Annotated in this window: 16 protein-coding genes and 2 pseudogenes; 9 read left to right on the forward strand and 9 right to left on the reverse strand. The window is 61.6% G+C overall.

The annotated features are described in order from the left end of the window. Positions 1-354 precede the first annotated feature (354 nt). On the reverse strand, positions 355-1,173 hold the full coding sequence (locus BOP96_RS21915; protein WP_014717950.1) for a shikimate 5-dehydrogenase: 819 nt from the start codon (positions 1,171-1,173) through the stop codon (positions 355-357). 156 nt (positions 1,174-1,329) lie between these two features. Here BOP96_RS21915 and BOP96_RS21920 point away from each other — a divergent pair, with 156 nt between their 5' ends. The 3 genes from BOP96_RS21920 (at position 1,330) to BOP96_RS21930 (ending at position 2,406) form a co-directional block, all read left to right on the forward strand. Beyond that, a complete protein-coding gene (locus BOP96_RS21920; protein ID WP_019818659.1) occupies positions 1,330-1,704 on the forward strand; it encodes a hypothetical protein in 375 nt (124 codons plus the stop codon). A 233-nt stretch (positions 1,705-1,937) separates the two neighbouring features. Further along, the gene (locus BOP96_RS21925) at positions 1,938-2,132 is read left to right on the forward strand and encodes a hypothetical protein (RefSeq protein ID WP_014717949.1); all 195 of its coding nucleotides are present in this window, start codon (positions 1,938-1,940) and stop codon (positions 2,130-2,132) included. 91 nt (positions 2,133-2,223) lie between these two features. Continuing rightward, complete coding sequence (locus BOP96_RS21930; protein ID WP_003190283.1) at positions 2,224-2,406, forward strand: hypothetical protein; 183 nt, start codon at positions 2,224-2,226, stop codon at positions 2,404-2,406. 3 nt (positions 2,407-2,409) lie between these two features. Here the strand turns inward: BOP96_RS21930 and BOP96_RS21935 are convergent, their stop codons facing one another. After that, positions 2,410-3,477, reverse strand: coding sequence for an AI-2E family transporter (locus BOP96_RS21935; RefSeq protein ID WP_019818663.1), 1,068 nt, complete (start codon positions 3,475-3,477; stop codon positions 2,410-2,412). A gap of 171 nt (positions 3,478-3,648) precedes the next feature. On the opposite strand from BOP96_RS21935, the gene trhP reads away from it, so the two are divergent. Further along, positions 3,649-4,962: a prephenate-dependent tRNA uridine(34) hydroxylase TrhP gene (gene trhP, locus BOP96_RS21940; protein ID WP_072435681.1), complete on the forward strand. Its 1,314-nt coding sequence runs from the start codon at positions 3,649-3,651 to the stop codon at positions 4,960-4,962. A 22-nt stretch (positions 4,963-4,984) separates the two neighbouring features. Here the strand turns inward: trhP and BOP96_RS30950 are convergent, their stop codons facing one another. From BOP96_RS30950 to BOP96_RS21950, 3 genes and pseudogenes are all read right to left on the reverse strand, one after another. Continuing rightward, a complete protein-coding gene (locus tag BOP96_RS30950; RefSeq protein WP_370874666.1) occupies positions 4,985-5,806 on the reverse strand; it encodes a methyl-accepting chemotaxis protein in 822 nt (273 codons plus the stop codon). A gap of 36 nt (positions 5,807-5,842) precedes the next feature. Beyond that, positions 5,843-6,664: pseudogene (locus BOP96_RS30955) on the reverse strand (cache domain-containing protein); the annotation flags it as partial. Between the two features lie 179 nt (positions 6,665-6,843). Beyond that, the gene (locus BOP96_RS21950; RefSeq protein WP_161793214.1) at positions 6,844-8,163 is read right to left on the reverse strand and encodes a Na+/H+ antiporter family protein; all 1,320 of its coding nucleotides are present in this window, start codon (positions 8,161-8,163) and stop codon (positions 6,844-6,846) included. A 1,372-nt stretch (positions 8,164-9,535) separates the two neighbouring features. Here BOP96_RS21950 and BOP96_RS30960 point away from each other — a divergent pair. Beyond that, positions 9,536-9,682 (forward strand): annotated as a pseudogene (locus tag BOP96_RS30960) (HAMP domain-containing protein); the annotation flags it as partial. A gap of 102 nt (positions 9,683-9,784) precedes the next feature. After that, positions 9,785-10,540 carry a methyl-accepting chemotaxis protein gene (locus BOP96_RS30965; protein WP_370694801.1) on the forward strand — a complete coding sequence of 252 codons (756 nt, stop codon included), beginning with the start codon at positions 9,785-9,787 and terminating at the stop codon, positions 10,538-10,540. 128 nt (positions 10,541-10,668) lie between these two features. On the opposite strand, the gene BOP96_RS21960 is transcribed toward BOP96_RS30965, so the two are convergent. From BOP96_RS21960 to BOP96_RS21975, 4 genes are read right to left on the reverse strand one after another with little or no spacing between them, the layout of a single operon-like run. Continuing rightward, positions 10,669-11,982 (reverse strand): sensor histidine kinase, encoded by a 1,314-nt coding sequence (locus BOP96_RS21960; RefSeq protein ID WP_014717944.1) that lies wholly within the window; start codon positions 11,980-11,982, stop codon positions 10,669-10,671. Beyond that, complete coding sequence (locus tag BOP96_RS21965) at positions 11,979-12,647, reverse strand: response regulator transcription factor (RefSeq protein ID WP_003190268.1); 669 nt, start codon at positions 12,645-12,647, stop codon at positions 11,979-11,981. The genes BOP96_RS21960 and BOP96_RS21965 overlap by 4 nt, the downstream gene beginning before the upstream one ends. After that, complete coding sequence (locus BOP96_RS21970; RefSeq protein ID WP_003190266.1) at positions 12,647-12,958, reverse strand: PepSY domain-containing protein; 312 nt, start codon at positions 12,956-12,958, stop codon at positions 12,647-12,649. Before BOP96_RS21970 ends, BOP96_RS21965 begins: the two co-directional genes overlap by 1 nt. Further along, positions 12,958-13,260 carry a PepSY domain-containing protein gene (locus BOP96_RS21975; protein ID WP_014717943.1) on the reverse strand — a complete coding sequence of 101 codons (303 nt, stop codon included), beginning with the start codon at positions 13,258-13,260 and terminating at the stop codon, positions 12,958-12,960. The genes BOP96_RS21970 and BOP96_RS21975 overlap by 1 nt, the downstream gene beginning before the upstream one ends. Before the next feature lie 158 nt (positions 13,261-13,418). Here BOP96_RS21975 and BOP96_RS21980 point away from each other — a divergent pair, with 158 nt between their 5' ends. The 3 genes from BOP96_RS21980 (at position 13,419) to codB (ending at position 16,451) form a co-directional block, all read left to right on the forward strand. Next, the gene (locus BOP96_RS21980) at positions 13,419-14,498 is read left to right on the forward strand and encodes a hypothetical protein (protein ID WP_060767128.1); all 1,080 of its coding nucleotides are present in this window, start codon (positions 13,419-13,421) and stop codon (positions 14,496-14,498) included. 97 nt (positions 14,499-14,595) lie between these two features. Beyond that, on the forward strand, positions 14,596-14,952 hold the full coding sequence (gene queD, locus BOP96_RS21985; RefSeq protein WP_003190259.1) for a 6-carboxytetrahydropterin synthase QueD: 357 nt from the start codon (positions 14,596-14,598) through the stop codon (positions 14,950-14,952). 230 nt (positions 14,953-15,182) lie between these two features. Continuing rightward, positions 15,183-16,451, forward strand: coding sequence for a cytosine permease (codB, locus tag BOP96_RS21990; RefSeq protein WP_014717865.1), 1,269 nt, complete (start codon positions 15,183-15,185; stop codon positions 16,449-16,451). Positions 16,452-16,458: the final 7 nt, after the last annotated feature.

The raw sequence follows: 16,458 nt of genomic DNA on the forward strand, positions 1-16,458 counted from the left end.
TGGATGGCGCGTGGCGGCGGCCCACGGATTCAAGCCTGCGTTCGGGCACACCGAGCCTAGGCGAGGTGCCGAGTGGTGGGGCAAGAGCCTTTTGCTTACTTTTGGGCTCTTTTCAAAAGTGAGCCGCTGTAAAAGCGGAACCCTAAGTAGCCGTTACCGCAGGAATGGATATGTACTCGGTATTACGGCGTCGACTGTGAGGCCGTCTTCGCAGGCAAGCCAGCTCCCACAGTTGGATCGTGGGGTGTCAGGTAGATAGCCGTCGCCTGGCAGGCCGCCATCGCAGGCGAGCCAGCTCCCACAGTTGGATCGCGTGCGCGTCAGTTAGATCACCGAATGGTTGTGCGTAAGGCTTTAGCTGCGGGCGAAGGCCACCGCTGCCTCGAACTGCTCCTGCGTAGGCCGCACACCGGTATAAAGCACAAACTGCTCCAACGCCTGGATAGCGATCACTTCCAGCCCGGTAATCACCCGCTTGCCCTGGGCACGGCCACGCACGATCAACGGTGTTTCCGCTGGGATCGCCACCACATCGAAGACCGTCTCGGCCTGATCGATTGCCTCGGCGTCAAACGCCAACGCATCCGCTTCCGCACCGCCGGTCATGCCAATGGGCGTCACGTTGATCAGCATCTGTGGCCGCAGGCTGCCCAGATCCGCCTGCCACGCGTACCCCAGGTTCCTGGCCAATGCCTGGCCCGCCACCTCATTACGTGCCACGATCACGCCATTGGCGTACCCCCCGTCACGCAAGGCACTGGCGACCGCCTTGGCCATGCCGCCGCTGCCGCGCAGGGCGAAGCTGGAGTCCTTGGGTACCGCGTGTTTTTTCAACAGTTGCTCGATGGCGATGTAGTCGGTGTTGTAAGCCTTGAGGTGGCCGTTGGTGTTGACGATGGTGTTCAGGGAGTCGATGGCTTGAACCGAATCGTCGAGTTCGTCCACCAAGGCAATGGCAGCCTCCTTGAACGGCATGGACACCCCGCAACCGCGCACACCCAGGGCGCGGATACCGCCGATCGCGCCGGGCAGGTCCTGGCTGCTGAAGGCTTTATAGTAAAAATTCAGACCCAGTTGTTCATACAGGTGGTTATGAAAACGCAGGCCAAAGTTCCCAGGGCGCGCCGACAGTGACATGCACAGTTGGGTGTCCTTGTTGGGGTGCATCTGCATGGATAACTCCTTGAAGTAAGCAAATCGGTACAGACCTTACACAACCTTTACTCACTGGCCGTGCTGTTTTCTCGAAATACGTTGTCTTAAAAGTATCCCCGCGACAATCCTTGAGTCTATTGATTGCAGACCACAAGCGCAGGGGCTAATTGAGGAATGACCATCATGCGTAAACTTCCCAGGATCGCCTTGCTTATCGGCGCACTCGCAATGGCCGGCCAAGCTTCCGCCCACGGTGGTGGTTGGGGTGGCCCGGCCGTGTTCGGTGCGCTTGTCGGCGCAGCGGTAGTCGGCTCTGTGGTTGCCAGCCAGCCGCGTGAGGTGTACGTGCAACAACCGGTGTATGTGCAGCCGCAGCCGGTGTATGCCGCGCCGCCGCCGGTCTACTACGCGCCACCGCCACCAGTGTATGTGCAACAGCAGGTTTACTACCGCCCGGCGCCCGTCTATTACGGCCCACCGCGCGGTTATTATGGGCCACCTCGCGGCTACTACGGCCCGCCCCACGGCTACTACCGCCATGGTTGGTAAGTTTTAATCCATTGACAGACACAGGCCTCGCCCACACGCGGGGCCTTTTTTTGCCTGAAAAGTCCGGATTTATCCTGCCGATGTCGCTGTGAGAACAACGCACGAGCGCCAATCCCACATCATGAGCGTCGAATATCCTCTTGATCGATGGCGGGCTGCGCTGTCATGTTTGCGTCACAAAACAGTCGCACTATCGACCCAGTCCAGCCAATAACAATTAAGGACGATTGACCATGCCCACGCAAAACCCGCACCGCACCGCCGGCCTGTGCACCTCCAGCAAGGTCTATAACGCTTTGACTGAACTCAAGCACCTTGAAGGCCATCGCAGCGCCAAGTTCCTGGCATTGCTGGCCGAAAACCTGGTGCGCAAGGGCCTGCTCAGTGAGCACGAAGTGGTGAACATGCTCGACCAGGTGGTGGATTAACGCCTGGCATTGATGTCGACTATCGAGCCAGGTGATTTTTCCCAAGCACCGGCAAACCGTAAGGTGACCTCCATAACGTTTGGAGGTACTTATGCCCACTGTTCAAATCATGTCTGTCATCGGTAGCGCCGTCCCCGCCCCTCTGCGCAAACTGGGCTTGCTCGCCTGCTGGTATGTGGTGCGCGATGGCGAGCCGATCAGCGGCCCGCTCACTTCGTTATCGGATGCCGAAACACAACGCCGAATGGCAACCGACTTCAGGCTAGAAGCCTGAACGCTATGGCAGCGGCAACTTGACCCGCGGCTTGGTTTCGACGAACAACGCCCAGCACGACATGAACAACGCCGCCACCAGCGGCCCGATGACAAAGCCGTTAAGGCCGAACACCGACAGGCCACCCAAGGTCGAGATCAGGATCAGGTAGTCCGGCATCTTGGTGTCCTTGCCCACCAGGATCGGGCGCAGTACGTTGTCCACCAGGCCAATCACGAACACCCCGAACAGCCCCAGCACCACGCCCTGCCAGATCGAACCGCTCAACAGGAAGTAAACCGCCACCGGCCCCCAGACCAGCCCGGCACCCACCGCTGGCAATAGCGACAGGAACGCCATCAGCACGGCCCAGAGCAAGGCACTGGGGATGTCCAGGAACCAGAAGATCAAACCTCCCAGCGCACCTTGGGTCACAGCCACCAGCACGTTGCCCTTGACCGTGGCGCGCACCACGCGGTTGAACTTGAGCTGCAGGCGACGCTTTTGCGGCTCGGCCAACGGTACGGCTGTGCGCACTTTGCGTACCAGTTCCGGGCCATCGCGCAGTAGGAAAAACAGCAGGTACAGCATGATGAAAAAGCTCACCAGGAAATCAAACGTCCCCTGGCCGAAGCTGAACGCCTGGGAGGCAAAGAACTGACTGCCCTGCATCGCGCCCTTGACGACCTTTTCCCGCAGCCCTTCGAGGTTGCCCATGCCAAAACGGTCGAGCAACTGCTGGAAATACGGTGGTAGGACGTTCTTGAATTGCTCGATATAACCCGCTACGTCGAGTTTGCCGCTCTCGATGTTTTTGTAGAGCGTGGCCCCCTCTTGCACCAGCAAAGCACTGGTGATGATCACCGGCAGAATCGCGATCACCAGGCACACCATCAAGGTGGTCAGGGAGGTCAGGTTGCGGTTCCAGCTAAAACGCTGCTGCAGGCGGCGCTGCATCGGCGCAAAGATAATGCCCAGGATCACGGCCCAGAACACCGCGCCGTAGAACGGCAGCAATATCCAGATAAAAGCCACGGTGACCAAGGCCAGTAGCAGCAACAGGGTTTTGAATTGCAGGTTGGTTTGATTCATGTCCGGTCCATGTCAGAAAAACAGGGCCGATGGCGGCCCTGTTGCTTAGTCCGCAGCCAAACGTGGGAGTGCCCTTGTTTATCGAACAAGCATAGATCGCCATGCGTAGACGTGGATCAATGAACGGCGCCCGGCCCTGCACTACCCTCGCGCCTTTTGCGACCTACAGCCATGCCCTCGATGATTGCCCCCGAACTGCTCGCCCCTGCCGGCACCCTGAAAAACATGCGCTACGCCTTCGCCTACGGTGCCGATGCGGTCTATGCCGGCCAACCGCGCTACAGCCTGCGGGTGCGCAACAACGAGTTCGACCACGCCAACCTGGCCCTCGGCATCCACGAAGCCCATGACCTGGGCAAGCGCTTCTACGTGGTGGTGAACATTGCGCCCCACAACGCCAAGCTCAAGACCTTCCTCAAGGACCTGGCGCCGGTGATCGCCATGGGCCCGGATGCGCTGATCATGTCCGACCCGGGGTTGATCATGCTGGTGCGCCAGCACTTCCCGCAGATGCCGATTCACCTGTCGGTACAGGCCAATACGGTGAACTGGGCCAGCGTGGCGTTCTGGCAGCAACAAGGCATTTGCAGGGTGATTCTGTCGCGGGAGCTGTCCCTGGAAGAGATCGGCGAAATCCGCCAGCAAGTGCCGGCGATGGAGTTGGAGGTGTTTGTACATGGCGCCTTGTGCATGGCCTATTCCGGGCGGTGCCTGCTGTCGGGCTACATGAACAAGCGCGATGCCAACCAGGGCACCTGCACCAATGCCTGCCGCTGGAAATACCAGGCCACGCCGGCAGTGGAGAATGCCACTGGCGATATCGTCCATGAATATCAACCCACATTAGGGATCGGCACGCCCACCGATCAGGTGTTCCTGTTACAGGAAGCCAATCGCCCCGATGACTCCATGCCCGCTTTCGAAGACGAACATGGCACCTACATCATGAACGCCAAGGACCTGCGGGCCGTGCAGCATGTGGAACGCCTGGCACAGATGGGCGTGCATTCGTTGAAGATCGAAGGCCGCACCAAGTCCCATTTCTACTGCGCGCGCACCACCCAGGTGTACCGCCAGGCCATCGATGACGCAGTGGCCGGCCGGGCGTTTGACCGCGGCTTGATGACCAACCTCGAGTCCCTGGCCCAGCGTGGCTACACCGAAGGTTTTCTGCGCCGCCACGTGCACGATGAATACCAGAACTACCAGAACGGCAGCTCGGTTTCCGAGCGCCAGCAGTTTGTCGGGGAGCTGACCGGCGAGCGCCGTGGCGCGTTGGCCGAGGTGAAGGTCAAGAACCGCTTTGCGCTGGGCGACCACCTGGAGTTGATGACGCCCGCGGGCAATTTTCATTTTGACTTGCCGAGCCTGCATAACGCCAAGGGCGAAAGCATTGAGGTGGCGCCGGGGGACGGGCATACGGTGTATGTGCCGATTCCGGCGCAGATGGACCTGCGCTTTGGCCTGCTGATGCGCGACGTTTAAACCCTGCCATGGGTTGAATGGATCAGATCCTGAACTGGCCCACCAACTGCCCGAGGCGCTGGCCCAGGTCGGCCAGACTGCGAGACGTTTGAGCGCCCAGTTGGGTTTCGTCCGCCACGCTGTCCACCGCTACCGCAATCTGATGCACGCTGCGGTTGATCTCTTCCGCCACGGCGGTCTGCTCTTCCGCGGCGCTGGCGATCTGGGCGTTCATTGAGTTGATGGTGCCAATCAGTTGCGCCATGGTGTCCAGGGACGCGCCGGCCTGGTTGGCCTGGGCCGAGGTGCCGTCGCCGGCATCGCTGGAGCGGCGCATAGCGTCCACGGCCGCCTCGGTGCCTTTTTGCAGGCGATCGATCATGCCCTGGATTTCCTGGGTGCTGGTTTGGGTGCGACTGGCCAGGGCGCGCACTTCATCGGCGACTACGGCAAAGCCACGCCCAGCCTCCCCGGCCCGTGCGGCCTCGATGGCAGCGTTGAGCGCCAGCAGGTTGGTTTGCTCGGCGATGGAGCGGATCACGCCGAGCACACTGACGATTGACGATACGTCCTGCTGCAGGCTGTCCAGGGACACGCCGCTGCTGCGGATGTCGTTCACCAGCGCATGGATCTGCGCGATGCTGCCGTCTACCACACGTTTGGCGGCCTGGCCTTCGGCGTCGGTCTGCTGCGCAGCGACGGCGGCGCCTTGGGCACTGCGTGCCACTTCGTGCGCCGCCGAAGACATCTGGTTGATCGCAGTGGCCACCTGGTCGGTCTCGTGGCGCTGGCGTTCCATGGCCTGTTCGGAACGCTGGGCTTGGTCGGACACCTGGCTCACCAGCCCGGTGAGTTGGGCGGTCATGTCGGTGATCTGGCGCACCAGGCCGTGGATTTTATCGACAAAGCGGTTGAATGCACCGGCCAGGTCGCCGAGTTCATCCTGGCTGGTAATGGCCAGGCGGCGGGTCAGGTCACCTTCACCCGCGGCGATGTCATCGAGGTTGGCTTTCATCAGGTGCAGCGGACGCAAGATGGTATTGGCCAGCAGCATGCCCACGGCGGCGATCACCAGCAACACCACCACGGCCACGCCGAGGATGCTCAACAGCACGCCTTGCATGCGCTTCTCGACTTTTGCCTGCACCACCGCCACTTGGGCGTCGATGCCATCGAGGTTCACCGAGGTGCCGATCACCATGTCCCACTTGGGCAGGTACTCGGTATAGCCGAGCTTGGGCACCAGTTCGGTCTGGCCGGGCTGGGTCGAGCTGTATTGCAGGTAGTGGGTGCCGTCCTTGCCGACCTTGACCAGGTCGCGGTTGACGTAGACGCCGTTGGGGTCGCGGTTGTCCTTGAAGCTTTTGCCTACGCCGTCCGGGCTGTTGCCCTTGAACAGGCGGATGGTCTCGGAGTCGTAGCCGAAGAAATAGCCGTCTTTGCCGTAGCTGGTATTGGATAACAACTTGACCACCTGCGCCCGCGCCGCGCTGTCGCCGGGGGCTGCCGCGTCGTAGAGCGGCTTGATGGTGGTCATAGCCACCTCGACATAACCTTGCAGGGTGGCCTTGGCGTCGTTGAGCAGGCGCTGACGGGTTTCATCCACCTCGTTGCGGGCCTGGCCCTGCAGAATCCACACGGTGGTCAGGCTGATGACCACGGCAAACAACAACACCGGCACGACAGCAAGGGCCAGGACTTTGGCCTTCAAACTCAGACGCATGGCTTTTCTCTCTTGTTAGTGGCGACTTGAGAGGTTAACGGCCATGTGAGCGATTACTGTAGGCGCGAGCTTGTGTGGCCAGAGCTTGCTCCCGCTCGGGTGCGCAGCGCCCGCAAGTTTTTTGGGGCTGCTTCGCAGCCCAGCGGGAGCAATCTCTGGCCACAGGGGGCTCACTTGGATCAGAGCGTCATCGCAGCCAGCCAGCCGAACGCCAGCAGCGGCAGGTTGTAGTGCAGGAAGGTCGGTACCACGGTGTCCCAGATATGGTGGTGCTGGCCGTCAATGTTCAGGCCGGAGGTGGGGCCGAGGGTGGAGTCCGAAGCGGGCGAACCGGCGTCGCCCAAGGCACCGGCGGTACCAACGATGCACACGATGGCCACCGGGCTGAAGCCCAACTGCACACACAGCGGCACGAAAATCGCCGCGAGGATCGGCACCGTGGAAAACGACGAGCCGATGCCCATGGTCACCAACAACCCCACCAGCAGCATCAACAACGCGCCAACGCCCCGGCTATGACCGATGAACGCTGCCGAGGCCTGCACCAGCGAGTTCACGTCACCGGTCGCCTTGAGCACTTCGGCAAAACCTGAGGACGCGATCATGATGAAACCGATCATCGCCATCATCTTCATGCCTTCGGTGAACAGGTCATCGGTGTCGCGCCAGCGCACGATGCCCGACACCGAGAAGATCAGGAACCCGGCCAGGGCGCCGATGATCATCGAGTCCAGCCACAACTGGATGATGAACGCCGAGGCAATCGCCAGGCCGGCCACCAGCAGGGTCAGCGGGTTGTACTGCACCGCCACTTGCTCGACACGCTCGATTTTCTTCAGGTCGTACACACGCTTTTTGCGGTAGCTGATCAACACCGCCACCAGCAGGCCGACCACCATGCCCAGCGCCGGCAAGCCCATGGCGTGGGTGACATTGACCCCGCTGATATCCACCCCGCTCTTGGCGACGTTGGCCAGCAGGATCTGATTGAGGAAGATATTGCCAAAGCCCACCGGCAGAAACATGTACGGGGTGATCAGGCCGAAGGTCATCACGCAGGCGATCAGGCGACGGTCCAGTTGCAGCTTGGTCAGCACATACAGCAGCGGCGGTACCAGCAGCGGAATAAACGCAATGTGGATCGGCAAGATGTTCTGCGAGGCAATCGCCACCACCCACAACAGGCCGATCAGCAGCCATTTGACGTGGTTGCCACCGCTGGCGTCCTGGCGGTCCACCAGCAGCAAGGCTTTGTCCGCCAGCGCATGGGCCAGCCCGGACTTGGCAATCGCCACGGCGAAAGCCCCGAGCAATGCGTAGGACAAGGCCACGGTTGCGCCGCCGCCCAGCCCGCCGTTGAAGGCCTTGAGCGTGGCCTCGATACCCAGGCCACCGGTCAAGCCGCCCACCAGGGCGCCGACGATAATGGCGATGACCACGTGCACGCGGGACAGGCTGAGTACCAGCATGGTGCCGACCGCGGCGATGACTGCGTTAATCATGGTTACCTCAAGCAGAAACAAAAAAGACAGGCATGCCCGCGCGCGGCCCATGGGAACAGCTGCCGGCGTGCAAGCTTGAAAGAGGTCTTATTAGAGGGCGCGCACTTTGCAGGAGCTGGGCTGTCATGTCAAAAACTGTGGTGAGGCAAAGCCCTCTGCACGCATAAAGAATTACAGGCGCTGGCCGATACGCTGTCTCTATGTGCTTTCAGGTAAGGATGTCCCGATGTCGCTCAGGCAGCTCTCCATTCAATGGAAAATCACCCTGCTGGCGGGCCTCTGCCTGCTGGGGATCGTGACCCTGCTGGTGGGTCTGTCGCTGTATCGCATGGCGCAGAGCTCCCAGCAGGTCAAGGCGTCCAGCATGCAGATGCTCGACGAAGCCGCCCAGTCGCGCATCGAGGCCCAAGGCGAAGTGCAAGCGCTGGGCATTCGCCAGCAGTTCATGGATGCCTACCAATACGGCCATGGTTTTTCCCGCCAGGTGCTGTTTTTGCGCGAACAGGCCGAGAAGCGCTTTCTCGATGCCTTCGACACCCGTGAAGACCTGACCCGCCAGGTCAAGGCCGCCCTGCAGGCCAACCCCGACCTGCTCGGCCTGTCCCTGGTGTTCGAAGCCAATGCGCTGGACGGCAAAGACGAACTGTTCGCCAACCAGGCAGAACTGGGCAGCAATGACAAAGGCCGCTTCGCGCTGTACTGGTCGCAACCGACACCGGGGAAAATCACCTCGATGGCACTGCCCGAGAGCGACATGGCCGACACCTCCATCGGCCCCAGCGGCGAAAAAGCCAACGCCTGGTTCACCTGCCCGCGCACGACTCTCAAACCCTGCGTGATCGAGCCCTACTTCTACGTGATCGACGGCCAGAACGTGCTGATGACCAGCATCGTGTTCCCGCTGATGGTCAATGGCAAAGTCATCGCCTCGCTGTCGGTGGATATCAACCTCAACAGCCTGCAGGCGGTCAGCCAACAGGCCAGCCAGAAACTGTACGACGGCCAGACCCAAGTCAGCATCCTCAGCCCGACCGGCTTACTGGCCGGCTACAGCCCGGATGCCAGCAAACTCAGCCAACGCCTGGAGCAGGTCGACCCGGCCAGCGGCGCACAGTTGACCAGTGCCTTGGCCAGCAGTACCCAGACCCACAGCCTGCGCACCGACCATCAACTCAAGGTACTGGCGCCTTTTGCGCCGATTCCCGGCGGTAAGGCGTGGGGCGTATTGCTGGATGTACCGGAAAAAGTCCTGGTCGCCCCCGCCGAAGCGCTGAAAAACCAGCTGGACGCCGACAACGCCAAAGGCACCCTGCTAGAACTGGGCCTGGGCCTGCTCGCCGCCGTGGTCGGCTTGATCCTGGTGTGGCTGATGGCGCGCAGCGTGACCCGGCCAATCCTTGGCGTGGCGCACATGCTTGAGGATATCGCCAGCGGCGAAGGCGACCTGACCCGGCGCCTGGCCTACGCCAAACAGGACGAACTGGGCCAATTGGCCGGCTGGTTCAACCGCTTCCTCGACAAGCTGCAGCCGATCATTGCCGAGGTCAAACGCTCGGTGCAGGACGCCCGGGGCACTGCCGACCAGTCCGCGGCCATTGCCACGCAAACCAGCGCCGGCATGGAGCAGCAATACCGCCAGGTGGATCAGGTGGCTACCGCATCCCACGAAATGAGCGCCACCGCCCAGGACGTGGCCCGCAGCGCCGCCCAAGCGGCCCAAGCCGCCCGAGATGCCGACCAGGCAACTCGTCAAGGCTTGACGGTTATCGACCGCACCACCGCCAACATTGGCGAGCTCGCCGCCGACATGAGCACCGCCATGACCCAGGTAGAGGGCTTGGCCGCCAACAGCGAACAGATCGGCTCGGTGCTTGAAGTGATTCGCGGCATCGCCGAGCAGACCAATCTGTTGGCGCTCAACGCCGCCATCGAAGCCGCTCGCGCCGGTGAAGCCGGCCGCGGTTTTGCCGTGGTCGCCGACGAAGTGCGCAACCTGGCGCGGCGCACCCAGGAATCGGTGGAAGAAACCCGCCTGGTGATCGAACAATTGCAAACCGGTACCAGCGACGTGGTCGGCTCCATGGGCAACAGCTATCGCCAGGCTCAGGGCAGCGTCGAACAGGTCGGCCAGGCCGTCACCGCCTTGCGCCAGATTGGCGATGCGGTCACGGTGATCAGTGATATGAACCTGCAAATCGCCAGCGCCGCCGAAGAGCAAAGCGCCGTGGCCGAAGAGATCAACAGCAACGTGGCGACCATTCGCGATGTGACCGAGTCGTTGTCGGAGCAGGCCAATGAATCGGCGCGGGTCAGCCAGGCGTTGAACAGCCTGGCAAATCAGCAGCAGGGGTTGATGGATCAGTTCAGGGTCTGAATGTAGCAAGGCTTTACTGTGGGAGCCGGGCTTGCCCGCGATGCAGACACCTCGGTATGTCAGGCAAACCGAGTCGATGCTATCGCAGGCAAGCCAGCTGCCACATTTTGAGCGGTGGTGTGTGAATGCTAGCGCCGTGGCAACTGGATCAATACCTTGAGCCCACCCAGCTCGCTCTCTTGCAGTTGCAACACCCCACCCCACACCTCAACGATATCCCGCACGATCCCCAAACCCAGGCCATGGCCAACCCTTTGCTCATCCAGGCGTGCGCCACGGCTGAACACTTGGTCGCGCTGGGCCTCGGGAATGCCGGGGCCGTCGTCTTCCACCGCCAGCCGATAGCCCTGGGGCGTCTCGCTAACGCTCAGGCGTACCTCGGCGTCCGCCCATTTACAGGCGTTGTCCAACAGGTTGCCCAGCAGTTCCAGCAGGTCTTCACGGTCCCAAGGCAGTTGCAGGCCCGGCGCCACCTGGTAGCTGAGGTCCAGGTGTTCGCCGTGGATCATGCGCAGGGTGGCCAGTAAACCGGGCAGTTCTTGTTCACAGTCAAACAACGCGCCCGGCAGCGCATCACCCGCCAGGCGCGCACGGTTGAGTTCACGGTTGAGGCGCTGCTGCACCTGCTCCAATTGCTCGCGCAGCAACTGGCTCAGTTGCGGATGATCCTTGAGGGCGTCACTGGAGGCCGCGCTCAACAACACTGCCAGCGGGGTTTTCAGCGCATGCCCCAGGTTGCCGAGGGCGTTGCGCGAGCGCTTGAGGCTGTCTTCGGTGTGCGCCAACAGGTGGTTGATTTGCGCCACCAGTGGCTCCAGCTCAAGCGGCACCTGAGTATCGAGTTGCGAGCGCTGGCCTTGTTGCAGTTGGGCGATCTGGTTACGTGCGGTCTCCAGGGGGCGCAGGGCACGGCGCACGGTGACCCGTTGCAGGATCAGCACCAGCAGCAGCGCCGCCAGCCCCATCACCAGGCCGACCTGACGCATCAGGCGAAAGCTCTCGCGCACAGGCGTGTAGTCCTGGGCCACGCTGATGGAAATCGATTGGCCAAAGCGCTTGTAGTCCGAGCGCAGCACCAACAGTTGCTGGCCTTCGGGTCCCAGTTGCAGGTTGCCCTTGAGCCCCGCCACCGGGAGCCGGGGCAGTTCCTGGTCCCACAGTGAGCGGGAGCGCCAATGCACATCGGCAAAGTCGATACGAAAGTAATGCCCGGAAAATGGCCGTTGGTACGCCGGCGACAGGCGTTGCTCATCCAACTGCACTCCGTTGGGCCCACGCACCAGCGCCACCAGCAGGTTTTCGCTGTCGTTGCGCAAGCCCGCTTCAAGGTAGCGCTGCAAACCCGCCTCGAACAACCACAGGCTGGTTTGCGCCAGCACCACGCCGACGATCACCATCACGCTGATCAACCCCAGGCTCAAGCGCCGCTGGATCGACCTCATGCCGGAGTGGCGCCGAATCGGTAACCCTGACCGCGTCGGGTCTCGATCACGCTGCGTCCCAATTTGCGCCGCAGGTGGTTGACGTGCACCTCCAGCACATTGGAGTCGCGCTCGGTCTCGCCGTCATACAAGTGCTCGGCAAGGTGGCTTTTGGACAGGATCTGTTCGGGATGCAGCATGAAATAGCGTAACAAGCGAAACTCGGCAGCCGTCAGTTGGATCTCGGCGCCGTCACGTAGCACGCACTGGCGCCCTTCATCCAAATGCAGGCCGGCGGCTTGCAGGGTGGGCTGGTTCGTCTGGCCGTGGGAGCGGCGCAGCAGCGACTGGATGCGCAGGTACAGCTCTTCAGGGTGAAAGGGTTTGCTCAGGTAATCATCGGCGCCGGCCTTGAGCCCTTCGATACGCTCGGCCCAGGAATCGCGGGCGGTAAGGATCAGCACCGGGATGGCCAACGCGGCGGCGCGCCATTGGGCCAGCACATCAAGCCCGGGCAAACCGGGCAGGCCAAGGTCGAGAATGATCAAGTCATAGGGCTCGCTGCGCCCTTGATACACGGCGTCCCGGCCGTCGGCCAGCCAGTCGACTGCATAACCCTGGCGCTGCAGGCCGGCCATCAGTTCGTCGGCCAGGGGCACGTTGTCTTCCACCAGGAGCAGGCGCATCAGTCTTCCTCATCTTTGATCAGGTCGCCATTGGTGGCATCCAGCTTGATCTCGCGCACCACGCCCTCGGTGGTCACCAGTTCCACTTCATAGGCGTATTGCCCGTGTTTCTTTTCCAGTTCGGCCTCCAGCAGCCGCGAGCCGGGGTATCGCGCCATGGCCTGCTGCAACAGCTGTTCCAATGGCAGGATCACGCCTTGCTGGCGCAGGGCCAGGGCTTCGTCCTGGTTGAGGTCGCGGGCCGCCAGGCTGGAACAAAACACCATGAGCACCAGCGCCACGCGACTGCCGACGCGTAAATTTACCTTCATTACGTATCCTGATGATTCTTGAGAACCTGCCCGGTGAGCGCATTCAATTCAACATCCCATTCAATGCCGTCGGTATCTCGTAGCTCGACTTCATAAACGTACTTGCCGTATTCCTCATCCAAATCGGTGTCCAGCAGCGTCGAACCAGGGTGAAGGGCCAGGGCCGTAGCGTCCAATTGATCGAAAGCGACAATTGTAACAGTGGCCGGCACGATCAGTGGCTTGTCGGGGTCCACGGCGGCGGCCGGGGTCGCCGTAACGAGGATGATAGCGGCGGCGCCCAGGGCAGTGAGGCGCTTCATGATAAGTCTCCGTTACATGATGTTTTCCTACGCCGGCCACGGTACGCGCTGCAACTTAACTGAAACTGAATTGCCACCATGGCAATTCCGGTTAAGCCATTTTTCCCACTGCCTGCGAGATTTCTTATACTGCCCCGCTCGCCTCAACAGAGACCGGTATGACAGCCATCCATATCAAGTTCCCGGCCTTGACCCTCAAGGCCGGCAAACGCGCCTTCACCCGCATCCGCGAGCAGGGCCTTGCGCCTGCCGACGTCGGTATCCTCCCCGGCGCGGCGGGCGGCCCCAAGGCCCTGGGTATCCAAGGGCTGGACCTGGTGCTGTTCGGTGACTGGTTGCCCCGTGCGCCGCGCGAGCGTGCGCTGATCGGCGCGTCCATCGGCTCGTGGCGGTTCGCCAGCGCCTGCCTGCCCGACCCGGTGCAAGGTTTGCTCGACCTGGGCCGCCTGTACAACGAGCAGCGCTTTGCCAAAGGCGTGACCATGGCGCAAGTCAGCCAGAGCTGCCAACGCATGCTCGACGACCTGCTGGCCGGGCGCGATGCGCGGGTGCTGGACAACCCCGACTATCGGCTGAACATCATGGTGGTCAAGAGCCACGGATTGCTCGCCGATGACCACCGTGGGCGGCTGGGGCTGGGCCTGTCATCGGTGATTGCCGATAATCTGCGGGGCCGCGCACGGCTGTCGCGGCATTTCGAACGGCTGATCATCCACGACCCGCGTCAGGCGCCTCCGGTACACCCCCTGAAAGATTTCCCCTCGCGCTTCCTCACCCTGGACGTGGGCAACCTGCGCCAGGCGTTGCTCGCGTCCGGCTCGATCCCCATGGTCATGCAAGGCGTGCGCGACCTGCCCGGTGCCGGGGTCGGCACCTACCGCGACGGCGGCCTGTTGGATTACCACCTCGACCTGCCCTACCACGGCGATGACATTGTGCTGTACCCGCACTTTACCGACCGGGTCATCCCCGGCTGGTTCGACAAGGGCCTGCCATGGCGACGCAGCAACCAGCAGGGCTTGCAGGATGTGTTACTGCTGGCGCCGTCCAGGGACTACCTGGCCCGCCTGCCCCACGGCAAGCTGCCAGACCGCAGCGACTTCAAGCGTTTCATGGGCGATGATCCAGGCCGCAACAAATATTGGCAAACTGCCATGAGCGAGAGCCAACGACTGGGAGATGAGTTTTTGGCATTGGCGGATAACGGCAAGCTCGGCGACCGTTTGCTAACCCTTTGACCGCATGGGTGCCTGCGGCCGAGGGGCGGTATGCGCAGAGGTTGATCAAACTGTTAAACTCGCCGCCTGCCAGACACCTGACCGAGCTGAAAACACTGTGGAAATCTTCAAGGAATTTACATTCGAATCCGCCCATCGCCTGCCCCACGTACCGGAAGGCCACAAATGCGGGCGTCTGCATGGGCACTCGTTCAAGGTGGCCATCCACCTGAGCGGCGACCTGGATCCCCATACCGGCTGGATTCGCGACTTCTCGGAGATCAAAGCGATTTTCAAGCCGCTCTATGAACGCCTCGACCACAACTACCTCAATGACATTCCCGGCCTGGAAAACCCCACCAGCGAAGTGCTGGCCAAGTGGATCTGGAATGAACTGAAACCCTTGCTGCCGGAACTCAGTGCGATCCGTATCCACGAGACGTGCACCAGTGGCTGCATCTATCGCGGTGAGTAAGAACCACCTGCGGGTGGTTTTTTTCGAAGCGCCGGCGGGCTGATCCATTTGGGAAACCCGCACAGACGCTGTTCGACTGAGCCAGTTTGGCTCACCGCTGCACTGCTTTTGCGCTGATTGGGAGGGGGCGACCTTATAAAAGGCTTGCTCCCGTCAGCCCATACCTGCCTGCACCTGCATTGGCACGCAGGATGCACACGACCTGGGTCACCACTCAGGGAGCAGCCCCCATGACGCAGCAAGAACCCGGCAACGACTACCCTCTCAGCGAAGTCCCCTTGCACGCGCGTAAGGGCCTGGCCTCTACGGCCATGGTGTTGCTGGGGTTCACCTTTTTTACCGCGACCATGTTCGCCGGCGGCAAGCTGGGGGTAGCGTTCAGCTTCATGGATATGCTCGGCGTCGTGGCCCTGGGTAACCTGTTGTTGGGTATCTACGCCGCAGGCTTGGGTTACATCGCGTTCAAGAGCGGCTTGAACTCGGTGTTGATGGGGCGTTTCTGCTTTGGCGAAGTGGGCAGCAAACTCAGTGACTTGATCCTCGGTTTTACCCAGATCGGCTGGTATGCCTGGGGCACGGCCACGGCTGCGGTGGTATTGGGCAAGTATTTCCAATTGAGCCAGGGCAGTGTGCTGGGGCTGATGGTGGTATTTGGCTTACTGTTCTGCGCCACCGCCTACGTGGGGTATCGCGGCTTGGAAATCCTGTCCTACATCGCGGTGCCGGCCATGGGCATTCTGTTGACGCTGTCGATGTGGGTCGCCACCGTGAAGGTCGGCGGGCTGGAGGGGCTGCTGGCGGTGGTGCCCAGCGCTGAGCTGGACTTGTCCACCGCCATCACGCTGGTGTTCGGGACCTTTGTCAGCGGGGCAACTCAGGCCACCAACTGGACACGGTTTTCGCGCTCGGCCAAGGTTGCGGTGCTGGCCAGCCTGATCGGCTTTTTTGTCGGCAACGGCTTGATGGTGCTGATCGGGGCCTATGGCGCCATCGTCTATCAGCAACCGGATGTGGTGGAGGTCTTGCTGCTGCAAGGTTTCGCCACGGCGGCGATGGCGATGTTGCTGCTCAATATCTGGAGCACCCAGGACAACACCATCTACAACTTCGCCGTCGCCGGTTGCAACTTGCTGCGCACCCAGCGTCGCAAGAGCGTGACCCTGGCCGGCGCGGTGATCGGCACCCTGCTCGCCTTGTTCGGCATGTACGACCTGCTGGTGCCGTACCTGATCCTGCTGGGTACGGTCATCCCGCCGATAGGAGGCGTGATCATGGCGGACTTCTTTTATCGCTATCGCGGCCACTATCCCCGCTTGGCAGAGGCTCGCTTACCGGCGTTCAATTGGCCAGGTCTGATCGCGTATGGGGTGGGCACCGTGGTCGCATTCAACTCGCCGTGGGTCGCGCCGTTGGTGGGAATTTTTGCCGCATCGCTGACCTATGTGCTGCTCAGCGCCATACTACGCGCCATGACCGCCTGGACATCGGTATCGCCCTGAGGATCTG

It is taken from the genome of Pseudomonas sp. FSL W5-0203 (assembly GCF_001896155.1).
GTDB lineage: Bacteria > Pseudomonadota > Gammaproteobacteria > Pseudomonadales > Pseudomonadaceae > Aquipseudomonas > Aquipseudomonas paracarnis.

Excerpts from the sequence above, each read along its gene's own strand:
- BOP96_RS21915 (WP_014717950.1), bottom strand. The coding sequence starts at position 1,173 with ATGCAGATGCACCCCAACAAGGACACCCAACTGTGCATGTCACTGTCG.
- BOP96_RS21920 (WP_019818659.1), top strand. The coding sequence starts at position 1,330 with ATGACCATCATGCGTAAACTTCCCAGGATCGCCTTGCTTATCGGCGCA.
- BOP96_RS21925 (WP_014717949.1), top strand. The coding sequence starts at position 1,938 with ATGCCCACGCAAAACCCGCACCGCACCGCCGGCCTGTGCACCTCCAGC.
- BOP96_RS21930 (WP_003190283.1), top strand. The coding sequence starts at position 2,224 with ATGCCCACTGTTCAAATCATGTCTGTCATCGGTAGCGCCGTCCCCGCC.
- BOP96_RS21935 (WP_019818663.1), bottom strand. The coding sequence starts at position 3,477 with ATGAATCAAACCAACCTGCAATTCAAAACCCTGTTGCTGCTACTGGCC.
- trhP (WP_072435681.1), top strand. The coding sequence starts at position 3,649 with ATGCCCTCGATGATTGCCCCCGAACTGCTCGCCCCTGCCGGCACCCTG.
- BOP96_RS30950 (WP_370874666.1), bottom strand. The coding sequence starts at position 5,806 with ATGACCGCCCAACTCACCGGGCTGGTGAGCCAGGTGTCCGACCAAGCC.
- BOP96_RS30965 (WP_370694801.1), top strand. The coding sequence starts at position 9,785 with ATGGAGCAGCAATACCGCCAGGTGGATCAGGTGGCTACCGCATCCCAC.
- BOP96_RS21960 (WP_014717944.1), bottom strand. The coding sequence starts at position 11,982 with ATGAGGTCGATCCAGCGGCGCTTGAGCCTGGGGTTGATCAGCGTGATG.
- BOP96_RS21965 (WP_003190268.1), bottom strand. The coding sequence starts at position 12,647 with ATGCGCCTGCTCCTGGTGGAAGACAACGTGCCCCTGGCCGACGAACTG.
- BOP96_RS21970 (WP_003190266.1), bottom strand. The coding sequence starts at position 12,958 with ATGAAGGTAAATTTACGCGTCGGCAGTCGCGTGGCGCTGGTGCTCATG.
- BOP96_RS21975 (WP_014717943.1), bottom strand. The coding sequence starts at position 13,260 with ATGAAGCGCCTCACTGCCCTGGGCGCCGCCGCTATCATCCTCGTTACG.
- BOP96_RS21980 (WP_060767128.1), top strand. The coding sequence starts at position 13,419 with ATGACAGCCATCCATATCAAGTTCCCGGCCTTGACCCTCAAGGCCGGC.
- codB (WP_014717865.1), top strand. The coding sequence starts at position 15,183 with ATGACGCAGCAAGAACCCGGCAACGACTACCCTCTCAGCGAAGTCCCC.